The organism is Cyclobacteriaceae bacterium (assembly GCA_013141055.1).
GTDB lineage: Bacteria > Bacteroidota > Bacteroidia > Cytophagales > Cyclobacteriaceae > ELB16-189.
Genome location: JABFRS010000001.1, coordinates 2998689 through 3024874, shown reverse-complemented (window position 1 = coordinate 3024874; position 26186 = coordinate 2998689). Strand labels below are relative to the sequence as shown.

Sequence of the window (26186 nt, the reverse complement as noted above, 5' to 3'; positions counted from 1 at the left end):
CTATTCACTCTTTAAAACCTCTGCAGGATTTGATCTTGCTGCCTTTAACGTTTGAGAGCCGATCATTAAAAATGCCAGAATCATCACGGATAAAACTCCAATCAATAATTCAATCACCGTGATCGGTTGATGATATGGAAATTCAACCAAAACGACCTTATCGAAAAATAAATAGGTGACCGGAATGGCAACCAATGCCGAGGCAATCAGTAGTGATAAGAATCCCTTTCCGAGCAGATAGACAAGCTTTCTTTCACTTGCACCTAAAACTTTTCGGATGCTGATCTCTTTGAGGCGGGTCTCTGTAGTAAAGACCACCATTCCAAACAAACCCATCGACGCAATGCAGATCGCCAGGAAGGCAAGCAAGCCAATTACTTTAAGCATTACCGAAAACTGACTGTAAGCCTTTTCAATCTGATCATCATAAAATACGGCATTCAAAGGATGGACCTTGTCAACTTTCTTCCATGCAGCGTCAATGGCAGTAAGTGTTTCAGGGAGATTGCTGGAAATAACTTTCAGATTGAGATATCCCCACGGCTCATCTGCTGAATATCTGAAAATGACAGGATCAATCTTATTCTGCAATGTCCCGTAATGAAAGTCTTTGATTACCCCAACAATGGAAAGCTTTTTCCGATCAACAACTACTTCCTCTCCGATTGCTTTTGCAGGATCTCCTTTCGCAATATTGAAATGCTTCAGAACCTGTTCGTTTACAATTACCTCACTCTCCTCACCTTTTTTCGGACGTAACAGGAAATTGCCTCCCGCAAGGATCTGATGATCGTGAATAGGCAGATAATGTTCGTCTACAAGATTTAACCAAACCAGAACAGAATCCTTCGGATCCGAATATTTCATGTGAGTGCCATGAACACTACCAATGCTTGTGATCATCAATGAGCGGGATATTTCATTCACGGCCGGGATAGATTCAAGTTCCTTAACGACCAGATCACCTTTATTTCCCTGAAGTTTTATGTTGAGGATATTCTCTGTCTTATATCCCAGATCGAATGTGAGGAAGCCTTTGTATTGATTGTATCCTATGACGGTGCCAGTAATAAAAATCAGCGAGAATGTATACTGAACAACAATCAATGCTTTACGCATATTCAGACGCTTAAACACTTTCACCGAAGAAGCATTTTTCAAAACCTGAATAGCGTTGATCTTTGAAAAGAAAATAGCAGGGAGAAAACCCGCCAACACACCAACCAATAGAGCTAATCCTATAAAGGATAGAACCAGTCCCGGAGACAAATCAAGGGAAACGAGATCACTGATAAACTTGTCAAGTGACAAAAATTGAACACGCAGAAATAAGAACAGCGGGAATGAGATGATCAAAGCAATCAATGAAATGATAATAGCTTCTGCCATGAATTGAGAAAGGACATGACTTTTCAAAGCCCCAATTACTTTACGGATCCCGACCTCACGGGTGCGCCGTAATGATCTGGCAATGGATAAGTTGGTATAGTTAAAGCATGCCGAAAGAATCACCACAAAAGCGAGACCTCCGAGTATCCATACTACCAAAGGCATCATATTCGCTCCAATATTATTGTTGATCCTCCTGCCCAAAGCAATTTCTTTCAGGGGCTGAAGAAGTAGTTCTATTTTCTTGTGTTGGAAAGCCTTGTTCTCCTCTTTGCTCAACTTATCGAGATTCGCCTGAAAGGCTGAAGCACTACCATTCTCTGGAAGGACTACATAAACGTAGTTGGACCATACATTATCCCAGTTATTAAACCCTTTGTCTTTCAAAGGCATTTCAAGTTCAGCAGTAGAAAAAGAGATCAGGACCTCAAATCTTAAATGACATAGCTTTGGAACATCCTTTATTACGGCAGTGACAATGTAATCGAGACTGTCAAATCTTACCGGCTTTCCCAATACATCGGTCTTTCCGAATAATTTTTTCGCTGAGGATTCAGTTACAACAATTGAATGAGGTTCTTTCAAAGCTGTTGCAGAATTCCCCTGAATCACTGAAAAGCTGAATACTTTAAAGAAAGACTTGTCGGCATACAGACCTTCAATTGGAATGATATTCTCTCCAATGTGAGCATCTCCACCGAACCCATTTCTTAAAATGGTCAGCTCTTCAACTCCGGAAATGGTCTCCTGAATTTTCTTTCCAGCCTTTACAGAATTTGAAGCAAGTTCAAATGATGGATAATTCTGATCCTGAAAAACCGAATTGACGCGGTAGATCCTCTCCTTCTTTTCAAAAAAATCATCAAAGGAAAGAAGGTCGGATGCAAACGAAATGACAAGTAAGCCAACCGCCATACTAACAGATAATCCAAAAATATTAATGGCTGAGAAAAGCTTATTGCGAACAATGTTACGGCCTGATGTTTTGATATAGCTCCCAAGCATAATCCAGCTGATTAAAAGGTTGACAATTTCAGGTTTACGTATGGTATAGAATCTGAAGAACTTAAATACATCAATGACATAAATCAGCTTTGCTTTACGAATCGATTTTGATTTTACATTGCGATCAAAATATTCATTGAGGTCTCCTTCAAGATCCTCCAGCAATTCCGGACGACAATACCATGACAGCAAACGCGTTGCCCATTTCGGTGGAGATATTTTTCTCTCATCTTCCATTAGATTCTTTTCAACGTCATGGATGGAATGATGCTCCATAGTTGGTCACGAAGATCCTTCGATTTTATCAACGCCGACTTCCCTGTATTAGTAATAATGTAATAGCGCTTCCTTTTTCCGCCTCGTGTGTTGGTTGCTTCTCCCAGCTTGCTCTTTACAAATCCTTTCTCCTCCAACCGATTCAATACAGCGTGAACAACTCCAAGCTTGGCCGCTCTTCCAGTATGTCGTTCTAATTCATCACTGATGGCAACACTGTAAGCATCATTTACCAGTGCCGCAATGGTTAATAAAACCAGCTCTTCAAATTCACCAAGGTTTGTTCCCTTCATAGCCAAGTATTAATTACGTAAATGTATGTAAAATAGTTATGAACCTGAGAACACTCAGTCATATCACCACAAGTTCTCAGGTGTGCGAATCCGGGAAATGTATGTTTTTTTTAAAGCTACCCAGGAAAAAAAAGGCAAAAAAAATTATTCAACTCGGACTTTACGGATATAAAGTTCAGCAAGAATAAGGTTTGGAAGCCAGCTGAGCCACGCAATGGTTGCATATGCAGCAGGTTGGGAAAGGTCAAATGACCATGAAGAAGCAAAAACATAAACGCGCAACGTTATTGCCGCCAATGTCAATGCAAAACTTCGGATCATCCATTCACGATGACTGGTTATATCTCTCTTGCGAATCTTGTGATATGCCAGATAGGTAAACCAGAACCATAACGTGCACTGTACAAAGAAACTTAAGAGAACAAGACTTCCCCTGTTGATGAACAGACTCATCACAAAACCTCCCGGAGCAGAAAAAAACAAGATACCGAATACATAAATCTTCCCCAGTGTCCGGTGAAGTCCCGGAGAGCGATGCCGGAGAGAAGTGCTGAATTGAAAAAATCCTATTACCAGCACCATCCCTGCTATCAGCACATGAGAATAGAATGCCGGGAGATACCATCCAGTGGCAATGGCCTCTCGCTTTAAACGAAGGAAACCATAATTCCCGTCAAAATTGAAGTATGTAAACGCGTTCAACGAAAGAGCAACGGCCAGAAAAAAAAGGAGTGCAATGCCAACTTTCCTCGACCGTAAACCGAACGCACTCATTCTTTAAAGAGAAGCCGAATAGGAAGGATCAAGACTTCCGACAATCCTTTCAAGAAAGATCAGATTATGTTTGTCAATGGGCGTCATCCTTTCCATTATTTCCGAATACGAATTATACTTAGGCTGATACCACTTGTTGTACCCGAATCTTTCAGAAAGAGAAGGATCTGAGAAAGTATATCCATAGATCGCCAGGATCTCATTCCTTATTTCCTTTATTGTTTTATCTGAAGCAAAATCATAATGCTTGGTTCCCTGAGTCTCTTCGTCATACCGGACAAAATCTCCCTTCAGATAGCTGCTATCCATTTTTACCAGTTCACTAAAAATATAGTTACGATTCGACTTGACAGCATTCACAGACCTATCCACATCAATGGCGAAGTAGCGGTAAGATGGAAAATTATATTCCTCCTCGGGGTCATCACTCATATAGTCCTGAGCCTCCTCACCGGAGGGTGAAACTTTTACTTCCAGCAACATGCTGTCAATTCTATTGACAACTACTTCACCATAGCCATAAATATCTCCGGATCCCAACACTTCTCTCTTTTCATCCATAAATGCTACCTGCTTCTTGACATAAAATTCTTCTCTGCCGTCAAGATAGCGCTCTGTAAAAGTGGTGATGAGGGTACTGATCTTACCTGATACGTTTTCCAGAAATTCACTCTTGGATTTTATGTATACCAGCCAACCACCGCTGTAGGATTCTCCAATGGTGAAGCCATGAAGAATCTCTTTACAAACACCAAAAGAAGTCATGAAGCTTGGCGGAATAATAATTCCCTTTGAAGCATGATCTATCAATGGAATTTCACACATGCTTTGATGAGTGTCATCAATAGTCAGATCATCGGGAAGAAATTCAAAATTTGAAACGTAGGCTCTCGACTTTTCATTTGGGAACCCCGCATGAAACTGATACTCTTTGTCAAGCCAGCCATTTAAACTGTCCTTTTTTACAAGAACAAAATCTGATGTTTCTGAAACCGGTATGATCCACTCGTACTCCACAGGAACAATCATTTTGGCATCACTGAGCTGATAATACCCAACCTTGTCGTCCTTTTTCACCTCCACCACATCATTCATCGCCATTCCTGGTGTTCCAACAAGATCAAATGAAACAGGCACAACTTCAACACCATCGCCATCCACAAGACCCATCTTATAACCGGTTGAACGGCTCGCTTCGTTATCAAGGAAGTAATTGACCCAGCCTCCACCATTCACTGCATAGAAATAATCTTTACCCTGATAGTTTGTGTACCAGATAATTGAATCATACTTCTTCTGAAGCTCTTTTGCTTTTTCATAATAAGCTCCACGATCCGCCATCAATTCATCATTCATCGCCTCTGCCTCAATAGAATTTCTGAAGTTGCTGAATTCCGTATAAAATTCCTGACCATCAAATTTCGTAATGAGGAATTTATTATCAGTGCGTTCCAGCCAAAGGATAAGGCGATTACTTAGCTCTACGCCGGTTTGCATCGTGCTATCCTGATAAGCAAAAATGGGGATACTTACTGTTACCGCCGTATTATCCAATGTGATGACCGCTTCATTGAATCTCGCATCACACCACGCCGTACGGGAATATTTATTCTGCAAAACTGCTATTCCCGCCATGATGGCATCTTTATTCTGAGAAGCATTAAAATGATCAAGGATCAAAGAGTCCGGACCATTAAGGCTTGCGGCAAAGTCGTTTATAAAATCTTTGACCTCTGTCTCACGATCCACTTTAGTGAAAAAATGACAACCCGTAACGCTCACTAACATGAGGACCATAAGAAGGCGCGGATAGAGGGGGGATTTCATAATTTGTTTTTTAAAGAGAAATTAAAACGATACTCAAGAACTGATCTTCAATCTTCATCAATTACATCTTAGGTTTCCATGGAACCTCCACAGCCTTTAGTTCAAGTGTCATCATCCTGCACAAGACAAACAAGTAATCAGACAGACGATTGAGGTACTGAACGACGAGGATATCAACCTTTTCCTGTTCGTCCAGTTCAATGACCAACCTTTCACCACGACGACAAACAGTCCGGGCCACATGTCCGAACGAAACAGATTGATGGCCTCCCGGAAGAACAAATACTTTCATAGGTTCCAGCACAGCATCCATGGTATCGATTTTCTTTTCAAGAAAGGTAATATCTGCTTCAGCGAGATGAGGGATCTTCACTTTAGTGTTGCCGGGTTCTGTTGCAAGAATAGCCCCTACCGTAAACAGTCTGTCCTGAATTTCGATGAGTTCATCCGCACGGTGTTGATTTACTGGTTGATCACGGAGCACTCCAATCCAGGAGTTTAGTTCATCAATCGTACCATAGGTATTAATTCTCAGATCAGCTTTGGAAACCCGCTTTCCGCCAAAGAGCGCAGTGGTTCCCTTGTCTCCCGTCCTGGTATAGATCTTCATACTGTAATTTGGGAAAAGAGAGGGCAATAAGCAAAAGGGACTTGCATCTCTTTAAGCAAAAAAACTGCTCATTCATTCAGAACTCTGATTGCGAAATCAGCACATTCCGAAATAAATGAATGGATTAATGCTCTGCTTCTACTTCAGGAATTCCTCTGGTCACATTATCATTGACCTTATCCCACTCTACCAATCCATCACGAAGACGGATGATACGATGTGAATAATGGGCGATATCATCTTCGTGCGTTACCATAATGATAGTATTGCCTTTATCATGAAGCTCCTGAAAAAGAGCCATGATTCCGTAAGATGTTTTTGAGTCAAGATTACCAGTAGGCTCATCGGCAAGAATGATCGAAGGCTTGTTTACCAATGCACGTGCAATGGCCACACGCTGACGCTGACCTCCGGAAAGTTCATTGGGCTTATGATGATAACGATCTGCAAGGTTGACACTTTCCAGTGAAGCCATCGCTATCTCATTGCGTTCACTTTTTCCATACCCTGCGTAGATCAGTGGAAGTGCCACATTCTCTAATGCACTCGCGCGTGGCAAAAGATTGAATGTCTGGAATACGAATCCGATTTCTTTATTGCGAACCGTAGCAAGCTCGTTCTCTGTCATCTCACTTACCATCTGACCATTTAGCTCGTATGTTCCGTCAGTAGGTGAGTCAAGACAACCAACGATATTCATCAATGTTGATTTTCCCGATCCGGAAGGACCCATGAAAGCAACATACTCTCCTTTATTAATCGTAATGGATACAGACTGCAAAGCGTTTACGATGTTGTCACCCATCTTATAAACCTTTGAAATTTTATTCGTTTCGATGATTTTCGCCATATCCTGATATTAATTTAAGAGAGTCCCTATGCTTCAACTCATTATAGATGATTGAGTTTCAATTTTAGGTCAAATTGCTGAAAAATAAATTCTAAAAGCCAAAATTACTCAAAATTTAAAGCCTTTCAGCCCTCATTCCAATGAATTTGAGACGACCCCGGTGTTTAAATGTTACAGTTTGATAAATCCGACACACTCTCTGATAACATCATCATCCTTCAGGATTCTTGTATGACCCAGACCCCGGGTTTTGAAAAGCTTCGCCGAAGGATATGCTTTTATCAATTCCTCCGCATTAATAATATAAACGTCCTGATCTTCTTCATCATGTACCAGCATCAGGTCAATAGGATGAGGCAGATTTTTAATCGCATGCATAGAGGTAAACTCCTCAAAAGACTTTCCCGTCTTCTCTATCACAAACTTCCTGAATCTTGTAACGGATGGCCAGGTCCCATTGATTGCCCGCAGATAAGTACTTAATATCTCGTCCGCTATGGTGGGAGACGCAATGTTGATGAGTTTGCGAATGGGCAAACCGTGTGATGCTGAATACAAGGAAGCTGCACCTCCAAAAGAATGCGTGATCAATGCTACCGGCTCCCCGAATTTCTTAAAGATCTCATGCAGTGTTTTTTCAAACTGGAGGATAGAGGTATGTCTCCCCTCCGACTTTCCATGAGCAGGACCATCGAATCCAATAATACGATATCCCGCAGCCTCCAATGGCTGTACAAATTTTCTGAATTGTGTTGCTCTTCCTGCCCATCCATGAACCAGCAATACATATGGAAGAGCCTTATCTCCCCATGAATAGCATTGAACTGATTTTCCTTCCACAACAATAGTGGTGAGTTCCGCTTTTCTACTTAACTCTTTTTCCTTTTCAGGAACCTTATATCGTATCGGAACATAAAACACGAATCTGAAAATTCGTTGAGCAATGAAGGGAGCAAATTTCTCCAGCTTAGGATACAGCCAGCGGGTCGCTGTTAATATGAATGGAACATTATTCCTTTTCTTTTTCATTTATGCGTCAGCAGTTAAATCAAAAACCTGCTGCTGGAATTCAAATGTCTTCAGATCATACACTCTCTCAGCGAAAGTGACTTTATTGTTTTTATCCACCAACACCACGGTGGAACATCGTGAGCCATAATCAGGCGACTTGATAAACATTGATGATAGCATCCGCTCACGCTCAAGACCAACGCCTGTATCAGGAAGCTGAGCATCTTTAGCCGGCTCACTGTCGTAGAGAAATTCAAACAATTCAGCAGGTTCGATCTTTTCCTTTTTTAAGATGAGCTTAAGATTCGCTTTCCCTCTCTCCACCTTGGGCCACGGTGTATCCAGCAAATGATTACTGAGACCATGCAATCCAGGAGTTATCTTTTTTATTCCTGATGAATAATTTGAATAGTACCAAAGATCCTCCAGCGTACCGACAATGAGATTAAAACCATTATACATCTTACCGGAAGACTCGATTTTTCTCAGATAGTCCTGTGCATTGATTTCACTCTCCAGATAATCAGAAACAAGCTGCCCGCGTGAAGGGGCCCTGGGATCTATATTTTGAGGATCTCTGTAATTGGTCAGCAGACTTATTTTTCCCGACTTCGTCATTGCCATCCATGTGCCCTGGGCTTCAAGGTCGCGGCCACCCAGAATAGAAGGATAATCTTTCCAATAGCCGGCAGCCGCTGTTTGGCGACGATAGAACTCATCACGATTGGCAGCAATGATCAGCTTATAAACAGGATGGTCCTGAACGGAAAGAAAGATCAAACACATGAAAAAACAGATTTACAATGCGCACAAAGGTATCATATTGTCCACATTGTAAAATAAAAGAGCATGGCCCGATACAGGCCGATGATTAGCGTGAAAAGAAAAAATAACGGAGCTACTCTCAACAATCCCCAATACCATTTTTGCTTGTAAAAATTGATCTGTCCAAAAAACAGGAAGCAAGCCAGAAACGAGGCGACAATGATGAAATAGACATTGTCATTCAGAATAACACCCCAGTCAACTCCAAAGAGGTGTACAAATTTTATAAGCCCAATAAGAATCGTCGGGAAAATGATAAGATTAAACAGAATATGAAACGTATTGAACTCCAGTGAGAAAAGAAGATGGTCGAAAAAATAAGCCTTCTTTGAAAAATTGACTGCAAACAAAGCAAAAGAGAACATGATCACCACAAGTATCAGCAACAGCTTGGAGAGATTGGTGGATTGTGCCGTGTACTTTTCAGTGAATAGCTCCAGGGTTATCTTCTCTTTTTCAATTTTCTCATTCACCATCCTGGCCGCACGTTCATGATACGGCAAAACATTCATCTGTGAATAGAGACTTGAGTTAAAGGAATCCCACAGCGGAAAAAGAAAATAAAAAAAGTTAGCAACAAAGAATAAGGATATCAGACTCATGTAAGGCATTCTGATCCCGTCCGTAATATTCCTCGACAGCTGTCCCGGCTTTGTCAACAGAAGCTTGAGTGTCCGGATAAATTTACCATCAAGAAAAGTAAACGCGTTCAGAAGTCCGGCAAGGAAGCTTTGGATGGAACGTTCATTTTCCTCCATAACCTTCTCACCACATTTGCCACAGTACCTTCCTTTAAACTCGAAATGACAAGTCTTGCAGGTATGAACTACTTCTAAATTGAATGTGTCTTCTTTTCTTTTAAATAGTGAGAAAGGCATAAGACTAATTTATACAATTATTCCTCAAACAGTTCCAACTGAGATGGCAATAGTTGAAATGACCTTCTATGATAAGGCGTAATACCCAACGCTCTGATCCCATCCCTGTGCTCCAGGGTAGGATACCCAACATTTGTCTCCCATCCATATCCAGGAAATTCTATCGCCCACTGACTCATCAGATTATCACGATACGTTTTCGCCAGTACAGAAGCGGCGGCAATAGACAGATACTTCCCATCTCCTTTAATAATACATTCGTGACGAACATCGCGATAGGTAGTAAACCGGTTGCCATCGATCAATAAAAGCTGAGGCAAAACTTTCAATTGGTCCAACGCAATATGCATTGCCTTAAAAGACGCATTCAGAATATTGATCTCATCAATCTCAGTGTGACTTACTTCCGCCACCGCCCACGCCAATGCATCGCGCATGATCACATCCCTCAGCTCTTCCCTGTTTTCCTTTGAAAGCTGCTTGGAGTCATTCAGTAATTTATGTTTGTACTTCTTGGGAAGTATTACAGCCGCAGCAACCACCGGACCCGCCAGACAGCCCCGCCCCACCTCATCACAGCCGGCTTCAATCAGATCTTTTGTAAATGAGCTCTTGAGCAATCTTTAAATGTTTTTACTTCAGTGTGTTAATGTCGTTTTTTGACAGGAATATCACAATATTAAAGGCTTAAAAAAGACATACCATGAACGCAGACTCAAAAAACTCATGGCAGACACTTTCGTCGGCCGAGAAATATGACAATGCCTGGATCAGCGTCACTGAGTTTCAGGTAATCACGCCTGGAGGAAAACCTGGGATTTATGGGAAAGTCCATTTCAAAAATAAAGCGATCGGCATCATTGCTCTGGATGAACAGGACAACATCTGGCTTGTGGGACAACACCGGTATCCATTAAATGAATGGTCATGGGAAATACCGGAAGGCGGCGGACCCGTTACAGGTGATGTCTTGGAATCAGCAAAACGTGAATTGAAAGAAGAGACTGGTCTCACAGCAACCCGTTGGACTCAAATCATACGAACACATTTATCCAATTCCGTTTCTGATGAAGAAGGATTTGTATTCCTGGCAGAAGGCCTGACTCATGGAACCAAAGAACTAGAAGATAGCGAAGCCGATATGAAACTTCAGAAACTTCCATTCGCGGAAGCATTGAAGATGGTGCTGGATGGAAAAATAACCGATAGCCTGAGCATGATAGGAATATTAAAAGTGGCGAGGATGAAGAGCCTGTAAGTTCATAATAGATGAAACTCTCTTCCTATCGTTCCGAAATAAAAACAAGTTTTCTTCTTGCATACCCGGTGATGTTAAGTCAGCTGGGTCATGTGATGATGGGAGTTTCTGACAACGTAATGGTCGGCCATCTCGGGGCCGAAGAACTTGCAGCCTCCGGTCTGGCAAACGTTGCCTTTAATGTATTGATGCTTTTTGGAATTGGAGTTTCCTACGCCATCACACCGTTGGTTGCCACAGCCGATGGCGAGAAAAATATTTTTAACATCAATGAAACGCTTCGTCATGGCCTTGTGATCAACGTTGTGACGAGCCTTGTACTGGTAACGATTGTTTTCTTTGCAAAGAATTTACTTTACCACATCGACCAGCCAGCCGAAGTGATCGCATTGTCAATTCCCTACCTGGAGATCATCACCTTCTCGATCATTCCGATGCTCATCTTCCAGACGTACCGCCAATTTTCGGAAGGCCTTTCCAACACCTGGATACCCATGATCATCGTGCTGGCCTGTAACGTGCTGAATATCCTCCTCAACTATATATTAATATATGGTCATGCTGGTTTTCCGGCTCTGGGCCTCAATGGTGCAGGATGGGCAACATTCATATCACGCATCGTAATGGGTTGCTCGCTTGCTGCCTTCATTTATTATGCTCCGCGCTTCAGGCAATATCGCCCGGGATTCGCATTCGGAAAGTATTCCCGTGCTCTTTTCAGCAAAATGCTCAACATCGGTTTGCCTGCAGGGTTACAATTCATCTTTGAAGTTGCTGCTTTCGATTTCTCTCTTGTCATGATGGGCTGGATGGGAACGAGTGCACTGGCAGCTCATCAGATCGCCATCAATCTCGCCACAGTAAGTTATATGACTACCTCCGGACTTGCCGCTGCAGCCGCTATCCGCGTAAGTCATGAACTTGGAAAAGGCGACATCACAGCATTGCGCAAAGCCGCATTCGTTCTGTTAGGAATGGCATTGTCCCTCATGACTGCCTGGGGAATCTTCTTTGTCGTTGGAAAAAATTTCCTTCCACAACTTTATGTTGAAGATCTTGAAGTGATCCGTGTTGCCGGACCTCTCATTATCATTGCCGGATTATTTCAATTGTCAGACGGAATGCAGGTAGTGATCATCGGTGCGCTGCGTGGGTTACAAGACGTTAAAATTCCATCCGTCTTTATTTTTATCTCCTACTGGATCATTGGATTACCGCTTGGATACTGGCTGGGATTTCAGGCAGGACTTGGACCCGTCGGCATATGGACTGGATTACTCGTGGGGCTGACACTAACAGCCACCGCCATGGTATGGAGATTCAATTACTTAAGCTTAAAGCTAAAGTCAGAAACCAGAAAACAGATTGATATCGCTCAGTAATTCCAGGACACTAATCAATCAGATAGATTGATGTCTGAAGATTCATGCTGAACTTATTCAGCTTCAACCCTTCCTCTTTTACAAAATGGGATACAATAGCGCTTGAATACTCTCTGATGCAAGGGAAATGCTTTGCTTTCTTCTCAATTTTATTTGCTCTCAAAAGCGCTGACAGCGTTGTCTTTTCGCGGGCACCGATCTCACTACCCTTCTTCACTGACTTCTTTATCGTTTCAATGATACCGTTGATCTCTTCTACTTGCTTTGGATTGAATTGAGGCATATAAATTTTATTGTGGGCTAAAAGTAAGGTTTTTTGAGCTATTGAAAACTGTTGGGTATCCAGCTTTAAACTTTCCACTTAAAATTTTACCTTCACCATCTCCACATGTTCTTTATGAAAGACTCCGCCAAGCCCGTTAGAAATTCCCAGACCACGATCACTGAACTGATGGTTCCTTCGTATGCCAACTTTGGTGGCAAGATCCACGGCGGCACGCTTCTCTCGCTCATGGATAAATTAGCTTACGCATGCGCGAGCAAACATGCAGGAGAATATTGTGTAACAGTTTCAGTTGATAAAGTTGAGTTTCTACAGCCTGTGGAAGTGGGTGAACTGGTTTCCATGCATGGTTCCGTCAATTATGTAGGAAGAACTTCTCTCGTGGTAGGCATCAGGGTTGAAGCTCTCAATGTCAAGACCGGAATAGTCAAGCATACCAACTCATCTTTCTTTACCATGGTAGCAAAGGGTGAAGATGAAAAACCCGCAATCGTTCCCAAATTGATCCTGGAAAATAAAGAAGATGTGAAAAGATTTATCGAAGCCATGCGTGTCCGCGAGATCAAGGCAGCGATGAAAGAACAAATGGATGATGCACGCTCAGGAATCGATGTCGAAAATGCAGGCGCGCTCTTAAAAGATGAACGATGTATTTTAAAATTTGCCTGAGATTACCGGTCAGCACTTTTTTTCTCCCCGAAACAGAATTTTAGTAATATCTTCCCAACAACCGTTAAGCCTTACGTCAAGGCTTCTCGAAAGACCCAAAACTAAAAACCTATGAAATCATTTCTAACGCTTCTCCTTGTCTTTGTACTGGGAAGCAGCTTCGCGCAATACCCGCTCGTGCTTACCCAACGCGATCAGGCCAAAGTCATTGACGAACTTCTTGATGATCGTCTTCGTACTCTTTTACCAGCACTCATGCGTCGTGAGGGTTTTGATATGTGGGTAGTCGTCTCCCGTGAATACAATGAAGACCCCGTTATCGAAACGTTACTTCCTGCAACCTGGATGGCAGCACGACGCACAACAATGCTCGTTGCTTTTGACAAAGGAACTGAAATGGAATATCTCGCTGTCGCACGCTATGATGTTGGTAAAGTTTTTAAGCGCGCATGGGAACCCGATGCAAACCCTGATCAATGGGCACAGCTTGGAAAAATAATAGCCGACCGCAATCCAAAAAAGATCGGTGTGAACAAAGCTCCTTCCTGGGGACACTCTGATGGATTAACATCCAATGATTTTGATAAACTAATCAGTGTGCTTCCAAAAGCATTGCAGCCTAAAGTTGTATCCGCTGAAAAACTTTCCGTTGCGTGGCTCGAATCACGTACAGAAAAAGAAATGATCATCTATCAGCAGATCTGCCGGATCGCTCACAACATCATTGCAGAAGGATTTACAGATAAGGTGATTCAGCCGGGCGTAACTACCACAGAAGATGTTGTCTGGTGGTATCGCGAAAAGATCAAAGAACTCAAGCTCGACACCTGGTTCCATCCTTCCGTTGCCATTCAGCGGAATGAACCCGAAGCCGTCACACTCAAACGCGCAAACCCATTGCTCATCTTACCCGGTGATTTCTTATGGGTTGACTTTGGAATTAAATATTTAAGATTGAACACCGACACTCAACAACATGCTTATGTTCTAAAGCCAGGCGAAACGGAAGCTCCTGAATTTTTGCGCAATGCATTGAAGAAGGGAAACAGACTTCAGGATATCCTCACCTCCAATTTCAAAGAAGGTAAAACAGGAAACCAGATACTTGCTGACTCACGTAAGCAAGCCATCGCGGAAGGAATCACTCCATCCATCTACACACACCCGATAGGATTTCATGGTCACGCAGCCGGCACTACCATCGGACAGTGGGACATGCAAGGTGGAGTTCCCAACACTGGTGATTATCCCCAACATTATAAAACAGCATACTCCATTGAACTAAATTGTTCCGTAAATATTCCCGAATGGAAAAAAGACGTGCGTGTACAATTAGAGGAAGATGGATACTTTGATGAGACAGGTTTTCGCTATATTGATGGCCGGCAAACAGAACTGATACTTATACCTAAACCTATTCCGAACGCGAAGTAATTTATTTACCGCGTGAAGGATTAAATTTTTTAACACTTCATGAGGATATTGAGAGGAATACACACTGCCTATGGTTCGTTTGTATTCCTCATTCTTTTTATAATCTTTTTCTTTCCCCTTCTGATTCCCATTGCCTTCCCAAAGAAATTCTCCTGGGTTGGAATTATTAACCGGCTGTGGGCAAAACTTCTTTTCACGTTTGTGGTGCTTCCCTATAAAGTGGAGAGCAGATCAAAGCTCGATCCGGGAAAGCAATACATATTCTGTCCCAATCATTTCTCCTATCTCGATATTCCAACCATGGGACTCAATCCCATCAATACCATATTCGTTGGGAAGAATGATATGGAGAAGGTTCCGTTCTTCGGATTCATGTATGGGAAGCTTCACATCACCGTTGACCGGAATCGCCTGAGAAGTAAGTATGAAACATTTATTAAGTCAGGCCAGGCCATTGATGATGGAAAAAGTCTTGTCCTGTATCCTGAAGGTGGAATTTTTACAGAGAATGCACCCGCAATGGTCAGATTCAAAGATGGCGCCTTCCGGTTGGCCATTGAAAAACAAATCCCGATCGTGCCCGTCACCATTCCTTATAATTGGATAATTTTGCCACCCGATGAGTTTTTGTTGAGGCAGGGAAATGTCAAAGTAATATTTCACGAGCCCATCGAAACTAACAACATGACATTGGCAGATGTGGATACTCTAAAACAAAAGGTATTCACCATCATTGAAGACGAGATTTGTAAGTATAAGAAATGAAAATTGACAGGACCTTACTGGATAAAATTGCTCACCTCTCCCGACTTGAGTTTGAAGAGAAAGATGCTGAGAAGGTGATGAAAGAGATGTCGGCCATTGTAACATGGGTAGAACAGTTGAATGAAGTCAATACCGAGGGAGTTGAACCTCTCACTACGATGAGTCATGAGGTGAACGCGTTAAGAGAGGATGAAGTGAAACCTCACCTGCCTCATGATCAGGCCCTGCTGAACGCTCCTAAAAAAGACGCTGATTATTTTCGTGTACCAAAAGTCCTGGAGTAAACACAACGGACGAACATGTACATCCTACAATTCTGGAAAAGCTGGCCACCTGTTTATCAACGTCTGTGGTGGATTGTATTGATCACCTTTACTGCATCCGTTGGTATCCTGGTTTTTTCATTTGCAAAACATCCAGCTCCCGTATTTGCATGGGAGCAATTTCAGGATCTCAAACGCCAGGAAATTCCTGTCTATAATATAGAGGTCGGCGGAATTAACATTCCCGTCCTGACGGAAAATTATATTCTCTTTGAACGCTGGGCAGGAAAGCCAATGCAGATTGATCTCTCTGCCCTGGACATCTACTTATTTTTGTTTGCAGCGGCAATGGTAATGATCCTTGCCATCATTTCTGCTCTTCCCAGATTCTGGTTCCTGGTGGGTGCCGGCGCGGCAGTGTTCATGATTTCAAGTTTCCAGCTGGAGACATTGGAGATCTTTGGCCTGTACAACAAGATCCCTACCATCGGGATCATGATCATATTGATCGGCACAGCTCTTTACTTTCAATTCCTGAATAAATCAGCATCCCTTTTATACCGGATAGGGGGATTCCTCATCGCAACGATCATAACAGGACTTATCATTTCTAATTTTTCAACAGCACAACATCCACTTCGCTACCTCGCAGTAAACACACTCTCATCCTCCCTCGTGATCACCATTCTTTTTATTGTGCTTGTTGCACATGAGATCATGGCATCTTTTGTTTCATTGGTAGGGAAAGGAACGCAGAATTCAAAAACTCTCCGGCACTATGTCATTATCAGCTTATTCTATCTCGTCAATCTGTGGTTCACGTACCTCGATAGAATAAACTACATCGAGTGGGCCTTTACCATTCCACCTGTCTTGTTGCTGGTGATATCCGGAATTCTTGCGCTGTGGGGAATCCGTCAACGAGAGCCTGTATATGAAAACATTCTCACAGCGGATCCATTCGCAGTTTATCTCATCGGATCATTAGCAGTTTTATCATTCGGCACCCTCGGCTATTTTATTGCCTCCGCAAATGATCTCGTTGTGCTTTCTTTAAGTGACCTCATTCTTTATGCTCACATTGGATATGGGATGATCTTCTTCCTCTATGTCATTTCCAATTTCATGCCCATGCTCATCGCCAACTATAAGGTGTCGCGGGTACTTTATAAGCCAACGGCCATGCCGTACATCTCTTACCGTCTGGCGGGACTGATCTTCACGCTGGCTTTTGTTTTCTATAACAACTGGATGGCTCCTGTTAATCATTTTATTTCCGGGTACTATACTTCACTTGGTGATCTGTTCACTCAGCAGGATGAAACACTCAGCACCGGCTACTACAAACGTGCCTATTTTTATGCACCGTATAATCAACACGCTGCTACTGCCCTGGCAAAGAATGAAGCACTGAAAAGCAATACCCTTAATCAAAGAAAATATCTTAACGGCGCAAACTCATACCGGCCTACCGAGTTTACGCTCCTTAATAATGCTGCCACCTTTTCAGGGAATAGTCTGGAAGAGCTGATCGTGCTTCAGGAAGCCTATAAGCTCCAGCCAAAAAGCGGCGCTATCAAAAACAATCTTGCGATCTCGTTTTCAAAACTGGGAATGACCGATTCTGCTTCTCACTATTTTGAAGAAGCTCAGAAAAATAATCTGACACGTCCTTCCGCTGAAATGAATTTCTTCGGACTGATGGCTAGTTATGATACAAAGGTCAATGCTGATTCCCTTTACAAAGCTTCAGAATCAGAGCCACCAAAAATCAAAAGCAACATCATTGCCATCGCCAACCACCAGGGGAAAGTGATGGATATTAAAATGGATCTCCCCAAAGATTCGACTCTTAATCTTTTCACGGCGACGATGATTGGAAATTATATCACCAATCACATCGGCATAATTGATACAGCATTTGTTGCCAGCTCTGCAGCAGTTGCCCGCAAAAAACAAAACAAGGATTACAGTGAGCTGGTACTTATTCCGGCAGCACGGGCATACTATGCAGCAGGATTGGTAAACCGTGCCTTTGAACTCTTACAAGAAGTCATGTCGACTTCCTCCAATCCTGGAATTCACAATATCACCATGGCCTTGTGGTCTTTGGATCATGACAAACCGGATCTTGCATCCGCATTTCTGCATTATGCCATGTACACATCGCCACAAACTTCCCTTGTGAATGCGGTAACGATCACAGAAGTTGGCAGGATCAATGAAGCGATCATCGCGTGGGATACGCTTCATTATAAAAAGGATACCGTGATTCGCTCCATCGCGGAAAGTATGAAAAGAGTACTGGCAGGAGATGCTTCGTGGTACCAGGGCTTCAGCGATAAAGAAAAGTATCAATACCTGCGCCACCGCGTTTCAATCTATGATTCTATATCTTTCAATTCACTGGTCAATCAGATCATCAATGAAGATCTTAAAGCAAAAGCTATTCTTGATCGTTCAAAAAAATGGTTCTCCCTTGACGAGGTTTCCAAAGCAGCATACACCTATAAACGACTTCAGGGACTTCATCTCACCGATATCGAACTCTTTGCAAAGATCAAATACTACGAATTGCGAATGTTTGCCGCCCAGAATTACTGGCAATTGATTGATGAACAAATTAAAAAGGGAGTATCGTTTGGAGCTTATCGCGAAACTGAACGCGTTTACTATGAAGCATTGCGAAATCTGAATACCAATGATACCCTCTCTGCTTCAAAGAACTTTAACTGGCTCGCGAAAAACAATTATATGTTTGATGAAGGAGTTGTGGCAGCTTCCGATTTCTTCAAAAGAAGTTCAAAGAGAAGATCCTACACCATCCTCTCAGAGGCGCTGCAGGTAAATCCCAACTCCGTTAAAATTCTCAAGGCTTACATTCCAATCGCTCAGGCGAATGAGTATGATGATTATGCTGCCAGCGCACTTCAGACTCTGAAGGGTCTCATCTCTCCTGCTGCCTTTCAGAAATTTGTTTCCCGGAATCAGCTATCCTCATTGGTGATTCAATAACGGATTTACGCCAAAATCCTTCTTATCTCCTTTCGCTTCTTTCAGTTCTTCCCGTTACCTTTGCCCACCTCATTATAAAATCACATGGAATTAAAGAAAGTACCCCTCAATGATATTCACGAAGCGCTTGGCGCCAAGATGGTTCCGTTTGCCGGATTCAATATGCCGGTCCGCTACTCATCTGATCTTGAAGAACACATGACCGTACGTAACGGTGTGGGGGTATTTGATGTGTCGCACATGGGAGAGTTTACCGTGAAAGGCCCGGATGCACTGGACCTTATACAGAGAGTTACCAGCAACGATGCAAGCAAACTAATAGATGGCCAGGCGCAATACTCCTGTCTCCCGAATGAAGACGGCGGTATCGTGGATGACCTTATCGTTTATAAGATCCATGACAATGATTACATGCTGGTGGTCAATGCTTCAAACATCGACAAGGACTGGAACTGGATCTCAAAATTCAATACCAAAAAAGCAGAGATGAAAAATGTATCAGATGATACATGTCTTTTTGCTGTACAGGGACCAAAAGCCTCAGCTGTTTTGCAGGCATTGACAAAGACTGACCTATCCAAAATTCCATACTATCATTTTGCTATTGGTGAATTTGCGGGACTCTCTAATGTTGTTATCAGCAATACAGGCTACACCGGTGCCGGTGGTTTTGAGATCTATTGCAAGGCTGCCGATGGCGTAAAGATCTGGAACGCAATCTTTGAAGCCGGTAAAAATGAAAACATCAAACCGATTGGATTAGGCGCCCGTGATACCCTTCGCCTGGAGATGGGCTTCTGCCTTTACGGAAATGATATTGATGATACAACCTCTCCATTGGAAGGTGGTCTTGGATGGATCACGAAATTCACGAAAGACTTCACCAACTCCTCTGCATTAAAGAAACAAAAAGAGGAAGGCGTCACGCGCAAGCTGGTTGGATTCAAAATGATTGACAAGGGCATTCCCCGTCACGATTATCCCATCAAGGATGCAACAGGAAATGTCATCGGAAAAGTTACATCGGGGACGATCTCTCCGGTATTGGGGATTGGAGTAGGGCTTGGTTACGTTACTATCGAAAACTCTAAAGTGGGCTCAGAAATTTTTATTGATGTCCGCGGAAAAGGTTTGAAGGCCAGCGTTGCCAAACTTCCAATGATCTAAAATGAAGTTTCTTCTCTTTCTGATTTTCCTGGCCAATGCAGCCGTTGCTCAACAACAAGAATATCTGGTTGAATCAAATAATGCATTAAAGTTAATGGAGGAGAAAAAGTACGAAGAAGCTATCTCTATTTTCAGTTTTCTCGTCGATAAATACCCAAGATACTCCACCTATCGTTATCACAGGGCACTGTCTTATTCTTATCTCCTAAAGTACAACGAAGCCCTTGCCGACTACAAAATTCTGGCGCAACAACTTTCAGATGAACCTGAGTATTATTTCCAGGCAGGAGCTCTTTTCGAAAAAATTGAAAAACCTGATTCAGCAGAATGGTATTACTCAAAAGCCATTTCATTAACCCAGGAAGATTATCAATACTATTCTCAACGTGGTACTTTTTATTTAAAGCAGGGATTATATTCCAAAGCTGTAAGTGATCTGGATGCATCTATCCGCTTAAATCCGAACCATCTGAGCTCATTGCATAATCGGGGAAACGCTCTTTCCAAATTAGGCAACAAAAAAAAAGCTTGCGAAGACTGGTGTCTGGCATCAAGCCTTGGTAGTGAGATGTCAAAAAAACAAGTTGAAAAGAACTGTCAACAACACCCCTGCACAAAATGAAATCAATTGATGTCTGTCTCAGTCCTGAGTTAATGCACTTGTATGATGTGAAAGACCGTACGGTTGTGGTGGTTGATATTCTCCGCGCTACTTCCTGCATGGTCACAGCATTCGCACACGGTGTTGAAAGCATCACACCCTTCGCTGATCTTTCCGCCTGCCAGGCAATGAAAGAAAAAGGATATATCACTTCAGGTGAACGTGATGGAAAAAAAGTTGATGGCTTCGACAGAGGCAACTCTCCTTTTGAGTACATGGGTGCCGACATCAAGGAAAAGAAAATCGCCTTCACCACCACCAATGGAACGCAAGCCATTGAAAAAGCTTTTGGCGCTAAGAAAATTATCATTGGTTCTTTCCTTAATCTTTCCTCTGTTGTAAAATATCTCCTCTTCGGAGAAAACAGTGTGCTGATCATCTGCGCAGGATGGAAAGGAAAGGTCAATCTTGAAGACACGCTCTTCGCCGGAGCGATCATGGAAAAATTAAGAAATCACATCGAGCCCGACTGCGATGCTCCACTCGTAGCGCAGCATCTTTATAATCTTGCAAAAGATGATATGGTCAAGTTCCTCAACAACTCATCGCACGTTAAACGTCTTAACAGACTTAACATTCACAAAGACATTGAATTCTGCCTGACTCCTGATCAGTACTCCATCGTACCGGTTATGAATGAGGGGAAGCTTACCATCGGATAAAAAATAATCTTACGAGTCATAGCTCCATAGGAGCGCCCTGTTTGTAGTAAGGTTCTTCTGAGACAGGACATAGCTCCGTAGGAGCGACCTGTTATTAAATTAAAAAAAACAGCTCAAACTTTCTTATCAAAAAATATGCAAAGCAACAGGCCGCTCCTACGGAGCTTGACCATCACTTAGAATTACTTTTCTACAAACAGGTCGCCCCTAACGGGGCTGGTTGTCTCCGCCTTTCCTGTTACATTAATTGCGAATGGTAATAACACTGAAATTTGGAACGCTTGCATGCAACTATTCCAAAGGTGCATGATCCTTCGCACCTGAACGTGCATCCATTCATCCTTTCATACCATTCCCGGTCCGGACAGAGCCAGCATCGTCTCTAATCCATCCCCATTCATACAAAAAATCCTACTCAATAACCTAATAATCATTATTTTAACATTCTATTTCCAAATCCATTTTAAACATGAAAATATCAAGCTTCATCATCCTGCTGTTGTTTGTCTGCTCGGCAACCTTTGGCACTAATACAACAGATACCCGACTCTTATCCCAACCGGCAGTAAGCGCAAACAACATTGCATTTATCTATGCCGAGGATCTCTGGATTGCCAATCCCGATGGCTCACAACCTCGCCGCCTTACAGTAGATGAAGGCGTTGAATCAAATCCAATGTTCTCTCCCGATGGAAAATGGATTGCCTTCAGCGCACAATATGATGGTAACACAGATGTCTTCATCATTCCTGTTGAAGGTGGAATTCCAACACGTCTTACCTGGCATCCCGGAGTCGACAACGCCAAAGGATTCACACCTGATGGTAAAAGTGTCTTGTTCACTTCCCAGCGTGCCATGTTCAATAATCGCTATTCACAATTATTTACTGTACCTGTAACCGGTGCTTATCCCACTCAGCTTGAAGTTCCGAATGCAGCACACGCTTCTTATTCACCGGATGCAAAATCAATAGCCTATACTCCCCTCAACGATGCTTTCAAGCAATGGAAAAATTATCGCGGAGGAAGCTTCTCTACCATCTGGATATTCTCGTTCGGAGATAAATCAGCAGTAAAAATTCCAACAGCACAGGCAGGCAGCAATGATGTTGGCCCAATGTGGCTGGGCAACAAGATCTACTTCAGAAGTGATCGCAACGGTGAATTCAACTTATACTCATACGATGTTTCTTCCAAAGAAATAAAACAACTGACAACCTTTAACGACTTTCCAATCATCAATATGTCGGTCGGAAGCGGCAAAATCATTTTCGAACAGGCTGGCTATCTTCATTCGTTCGATCCCGCAACAGCATCTTCAAAAAAGATAACAGTAGGTATCGCCGCAGATCTTCAGGAACTTCGTCCAAGATTTGTAAAAGGTCCTCAGTACATCCGTGATGGACAGATCTCCGCTACCGGCTCACGCGTGGTTCTTGATTTCAGAGGAGACATCTTCACCATCCCTGCTGAAAAAGGTGATCCAAGAAATCTTACTCAAACTACCGGAGTCCATGAAAAATTTCCAGCATGGTCACCCGACGGCAAATCAATTGCATACTTCTCTGATGCCAGCGGTGAATATGAACTTCACATCCGTACGCAGGATGGAAAAAATCCCGCTAAAGCATTTAAACCTATCGGAACAGGATTCTATGCTTATCCAAAATGGTCGCCCGATAGCAAGAGGATCGCTTATGTCGACAACGGCAGAAATCTATATGTTCTCGATGTAGCATCTGGTGTCAGCAAGAAAGTTGATGGCGATGAGATCTATTCACCCGGCATCTTCAGGGAGTTATTTGGCGATTGGTCTAATGACTCCAGATGGATTGTCTACACCAAGGCCATGGGTACCAACTTCAAAAAGATCATGATGTATTCTGTTGATCAGGATAAAACATTTCCCGTAACGGACGGATTGGTGGATGCTTCAAATCCCGTATTCGATCCTGCAGGAAAATATCTTTTCTTCTTTGCATCCACGAATGCAGGTCCTGTTGTCAACTGGTTTGATCAGTCCAACAACGATATGAGATCAACGAATTCAATTTATCTCCTGACGCTTCAGAAGGAAACTCTTTCTCCATTCTCAAAAGAAAGTGATGAAGAAGAAGTGAAAGGCGACAAACCAGAAACAAAACCCGAAGTAAAATCAGACAAGACACCGGCTCCCGCTGCCGAAAAGAAAAATGATTCCTTCCGCGTAGACTGGGCAGGTATTGAAACAAGGATTGTTGACTTCCCGATTGCTGCCGGCAACTATTACGGATTGGGGATGGGGAAAGACAATGAACTCCTTTATGTTGCTCGTAAAGAAAACGGAAGCGGTGTTCTTCACAAATATGATATGAAGAAACGCAAGGACACAGATGTTATGGACCTGGATGACTATTCAATCTCTTCTGACGGCAAGAAGATGCTGTATTATAATAACAACTCCAGAACATGGGGAATTACCAACGTGGGTGAAAAACCGGAAGCCGGAAAAGGAATTCTGAATGTCGCCGATATTCAGGTTAAGATCGATCCGATAGCTGAATGGCCAAACATTTTCAATGAAGCATGGAGAGTAAACCGCGACTACTTCTATGACCCCGGCATGCATGGTGCTGACTGGGCAGCCATGAAAAAGAAATATACTGTATTCCTTACCGACTTATCATGTCGCAGTGATCTGAATACTGTCATCCAGTGGATGTGCAGCGAACTTGGCGTAGGTCACCATCGCATTACCGCACCCGGAGAGAAGCTGAATAATCCGGCTACCGTTTCCGGCGGACTATTGGGAGCTGATTATACTGTAGCAAACGGTCGCTATCAGATCAAAAAGATCTATGGTGGTTTGAATTTCAATCCAAATCTTCGTTCTCCGTTGACTGAACCAGGAGTGAATGCGAATGTTGGCGACTATATTATAGCTGTGAATGGAAAAGATGTTCCTTCATCTGAAAACATCTTTAAATTCTTTGAAGCAACTGCCGGCAAGATCGTCGAGCTTACATTGAGTGCGAATGCAACGGGTGCTGGTTCACGTACTGTAAAAGTCGTACCGGTCGACAATGAAAATGCACTACGCAACCGCGACTGGGTTGAAGGAAATCTCAAGAAGGTGAATGAGGCTACCAACGGACAGGTAGCATACGTTTACGTTCCTAACACCGCAGGATTAGGGCACGAATATTTCAAGCGCTACTTCTATCCGCAGGCAAATAAAAAAGCAGTCATCGTGGATGAACGCTTTAATGGTGGTGGTCAGCTTGCCGATTATTATATCGATAACTTACTAAGACCTTATCAGGCACACTGGAACATGCGTTATGGTAAAGACTTGAAATCCCCTAACGGTTCGATCCAGGGTCCGAAAGTGATGATCATTGATGAAACTGCTGGTTCCGGTGGCGACATGCTTCCATGGATGTTCAGAAAATTCAATGTTGGAACGCTGGTAGGAAAACGCACCTGGGGAGGACTCGTTGGTGTTCTCGGCTTTCCTGAGTTCATTGACGGTGGTAGCGTAACAGCACCCAATGTTGGAATCTGGACGAAAGACGGATTCATCGTTGAGAATGTTGGTATACCACCCGATATCGAAATCGAGCAAACACCTTCTGAAGTGATCAAAGGAAACGATCCGCAACTGGAGAAGGCAATTGAGATTGCATTGAAACAATTGAAAGAGAATCCGCAGGCGGATCCTGTCAGGCCTCCTTATCCGGTAAGAGTGAGAAAAAACTAATCAGACTAAAATCAAAAAGCTGTCTCGGGAAACCGGGGCAGCTTTTTTCATTTAATAACAGATAACGGTTAATGCAATTTGGGATTCTGATGATGCCGGTCTTTATCCCGGATCGTTTTCTTTTCAATGTTCTTTTTGAAGGACTCTGTTAAATTAACACCCGTCTGATTCGCAAGACAGATCAATACCCACAATACATCAGCCATCTCCTCTCCAAGATCTTTTCCTTTGTCAGCTTCTTTTTCAGATTGCTCACCATATCGTCTGGCCATGATCCTGGCTACCTCTCCTACTTCTTCCGTCAGGAGAGCGGTATTAGTAAGCTCATTAAAATAGCGGACACCATGCGCCTTGATCCATGTGTCTACCAGCTTCTGCGATTCATCTAATGTCATAATTACTTCTTTTCAAGTTCCTCAAAATTAATATCCATCACTTCATAATTCTTCCACCCGATAAAATCAAAGTGCCACCATTCAGAACCATTCACCTTGAATCCATTTTTCTCCATTACGGATATGATCAGCTCCCTGTTTTTTCTGATAACGGGATCTTTGACAGGAGTTGAAGGCCAGGCGTCTTTGCTGAAAGAATCGTATTCGGTTGGCATCTTCAGCTCTTCACCGGTTTTAATATCAACGATGGTCATGTCCAGTGCACATCCCCGGTTATGCCGCGAACCTTTGTATGGAGAAGCAACATACGTTGTGTCGTGATACTCCTCATAAAACTTGACCGTTGCAGCATACGGGCGATACGCATCATGCATTTTTACTTTAACACCCAGCTTCTTAAAATCCGCCTGTGCTTTCTTTAAAGCTTCCGCCACCGGCTTGCGGGCATACGCTTTTGCGAGTGTGTAAATTTTCTGCCCTGTAAAATTGTTGGCGGTTGCATACCGGATGTCCATCACCAGATCCGGAATAAATTTTTCGAGATCAACCAGCTCTTTGTCAGGATTGGTTTTCACGGACTCATTATACTGCTGATAATTCGTTGGTTTAAGCCCATATTTATTCTGAGCGATGCTTAGCAGGGGAAGAAAAAGTAAAATTATCAATGATCTTTTCATATTTTTAATGAGTAATAAAACTCTCCGTCCAATTACACTCCTGCTTTAAAAGTGGGGTCACTAACCTGATCAAATTTA

24 protein-coding genes are annotated in these 26186 nt (G+C 42.8%); 11 read left to right on the top strand and 13 right to left on the bottom strand.

Translation table 11 applies throughout. The features are described from left to right. The 10 genes from HOP08_13445 to HOP08_13400 form a co-directional block, all read right to left on the bottom strand. On the bottom strand, positions 1-2394 hold the full coding sequence (locus HOP08_13445) for an FtsX-like permease family protein (GenBank protein ID NOT75925.1): 2394 nt from the start codon (positions 2392-2394) through the stop codon (positions 1-3). Between the two features lie 236 nt (positions 2395-2630). Next, positions 2631-2963, bottom strand: coding sequence for a PadR family transcriptional regulator (locus HOP08_13440; GenBank protein ID NOT75924.1), 333 nt, complete (start codon positions 2961-2963; stop codon positions 2631-2633). 144 nt (positions 2964-3107) lie between these two features. Beyond that, positions 3108-3737, bottom strand: a complete 630-nt coding sequence (locus tag HOP08_13435; protein NOT75923.1) for a DUF2306 domain-containing protein — start codon at positions 3735-3737, stop codon at positions 3108-3110. 3 nt (positions 3738-3740) lie between these two features. After that, a complete protein-coding gene (locus tag HOP08_13430) occupies positions 3741-5564 on the bottom strand; it encodes a YARHG domain-containing protein (protein ID NOT75922.1) in 1824 nt (607 codons plus the stop codon). 61 nt (positions 5565-5625) lie between these two features. After that, the gene (locus HOP08_13425; protein NOT75921.1) at positions 5626-6174 is read right to left on the bottom strand and encodes a cob(I)yrinic acid a,c-diamide adenosyltransferase; all 549 of its coding nucleotides are present in this window, start codon (positions 6172-6174) and stop codon (positions 5626-5628) included. Positions 6175-6298: 124 nt separating this feature from the next. Further along, positions 6299-7015 (bottom strand): ABC transporter ATP-binding protein, encoded by a 717-nt coding sequence (locus HOP08_13420; protein ID NOT75920.1) that lies wholly within the window; start codon positions 7013-7015, stop codon positions 6299-6301. Between the two features lie 180 nt (positions 7016-7195). Next, positions 7196-8053: an alpha/beta hydrolase gene (locus HOP08_13415; GenBank protein ID NOT75919.1), complete on the bottom strand. Its 858-nt coding sequence runs from the start codon at positions 8051-8053 to the stop codon at positions 7196-7198. Then, a complete protein-coding gene (locus HOP08_13410; GenBank protein NOT75918.1) occupies positions 8054-8821 on the bottom strand; it encodes an NRDE family protein in 768 nt (255 codons plus the stop codon). It abuts the gene before it with no gap. Between the two features lie 32 nt (positions 8822-8853). Further along, positions 8854-9738, bottom strand: a complete 885-nt coding sequence (locus HOP08_13405; GenBank protein ID NOT75917.1) for a DUF3667 domain-containing protein — start codon at positions 9736-9738, stop codon at positions 8854-8856. Between the two features lie 17 nt (positions 9739-9755). Then, entirely contained in the window at positions 9756-10358 is a 603-nt protein-coding gene (locus tag HOP08_13400) for a ribonuclease HII (GenBank protein ID NOT75916.1), read from the bottom strand. Positions 10359-10441: 83 nt separating this feature from the next. Between HOP08_13400 and HOP08_13395 the strand changes: the two genes are divergently transcribed. After that, complete coding sequence (locus HOP08_13395) at positions 10442-10996, top strand: NUDIX hydrolase (protein ID NOT75915.1); 555 nt, start codon at positions 10442-10444, stop codon at positions 10994-10996. A gap of 11 nt (positions 10997-11007) precedes the next feature. Continuing rightward, positions 11008-12378, top strand: coding sequence for an MATE family efflux transporter (locus tag HOP08_13390; protein NOT75914.1), 1371 nt, complete (start codon positions 11008-11010; stop codon positions 12376-12378). A 10-nt stretch (positions 12379-12388) separates the two neighbouring features. Here the strand turns inward: HOP08_13390 and HOP08_13385 are convergent, their stop codons facing one another. After that, the gene (locus tag HOP08_13385) at positions 12389-12661 is read right to left on the bottom strand and encodes a hypothetical protein (protein ID NOT75913.1); all 273 of its coding nucleotides are present in this window, start codon (positions 12659-12661) and stop codon (positions 12389-12391) included. Between the two features lie 114 nt (positions 12662-12775). Here HOP08_13385 and HOP08_13380 point away from each other — a divergent pair, with 114 nt between their 5' ends. The 9 genes from HOP08_13380 to HOP08_13340 all read left to right on the top strand — a co-directional run bounded on the left by HOP08_13380 (position 12776) and on the right by HOP08_13340 (position 25036). Beyond that, positions 12776-13330, top strand: a complete 555-nt coding sequence (locus tag HOP08_13380) for an acyl-CoA thioesterase (protein ID NOT75912.1) — start codon at positions 12776-12778, stop codon at positions 13328-13330. A gap of 111 nt (positions 13331-13441) precedes the next feature. After that, positions 13442-14764 (top strand): M24 family metallopeptidase, encoded by a 1323-nt coding sequence (locus tag HOP08_13375; GenBank protein ID NOT75911.1) that lies wholly within the window; start codon positions 13442-13444, stop codon positions 14762-14764. Between the two features lie 39 nt (positions 14765-14803). Continuing rightward, positions 14804-15529, top strand: a complete 726-nt coding sequence (locus HOP08_13370; protein ID NOT75910.1) for a 1-acyl-sn-glycerol-3-phosphate acyltransferase — start codon at positions 14804-14806, stop codon at positions 15527-15529. Further along, positions 15526-15813: an Asp-tRNA(Asn)/Glu-tRNA(Gln) amidotransferase subunit GatC gene (gatC, locus tag HOP08_13365; GenBank protein NOT75909.1), complete on the top strand. Its 288-nt coding sequence runs from the start codon at positions 15526-15528 to the stop codon at positions 15811-15813. Before HOP08_13370 ends, gatC begins: the two co-directional genes overlap by 4 nt. Before the next feature lie 15 nt (positions 15814-15828). Then, the gene (locus HOP08_13360; protein ID NOT75908.1) at positions 15829-18807 is read left to right on the top strand and encodes a hypothetical protein; all 2979 of its coding nucleotides are present in this window, start codon (positions 15829-15831) and stop codon (positions 18805-18807) included. Between the two features lie 84 nt (positions 18808-18891). Continuing rightward, a complete protein-coding gene (gene gcvT / locus HOP08_13355; GenBank protein ID NOT75907.1) occupies positions 18892-19974 on the top strand; it encodes a glycine cleavage system aminomethyltransferase GcvT in 1083 nt (360 codons plus the stop codon). Between the two features lies 1 nt (position 19975). Further along, positions 19976-20596, top strand: a complete 621-nt coding sequence (locus tag HOP08_13350; protein ID NOT75906.1) for a hypothetical protein — start codon at positions 19976-19978, stop codon at positions 20594-20596. Further along, positions 20593-21297: a 2-phosphosulfolactate phosphatase gene (locus tag HOP08_13345; GenBank protein NOT75905.1), complete on the top strand. Its 705-nt coding sequence runs from the start codon at positions 20593-20595 to the stop codon at positions 21295-21297. The genes HOP08_13350 and HOP08_13345 overlap by 4 nt, the downstream gene beginning before the upstream one ends. Positions 21298-21766: 469 nt before the next feature. After that, a complete protein-coding gene (locus tag HOP08_13340; GenBank protein NOT75904.1) occupies positions 21767-25036 on the top strand; it encodes a peptidase S41 in 3270 nt (1089 codons plus the stop codon). Between the two features lie 68 nt (positions 25037-25104). On the opposite strand, the gene HOP08_13335 is transcribed toward HOP08_13340, so the two are convergent. After that, on the bottom strand, positions 25105-25431 hold the full coding sequence (locus HOP08_13335; protein ID NOT75903.1) for a nucleotide pyrophosphohydrolase: 327 nt from the start codon (positions 25429-25431) through the stop codon (positions 25105-25107). A gap of 2 nt (positions 25432-25433) precedes the next feature. After that, positions 25434-26108 (bottom strand): M15 family metallopeptidase, encoded by a 675-nt coding sequence (locus HOP08_13330; protein ID NOT75902.1) that lies wholly within the window; start codon positions 26106-26108, stop codon positions 25434-25436. Positions 26109-26186: the final 78 nt, after the last annotated feature.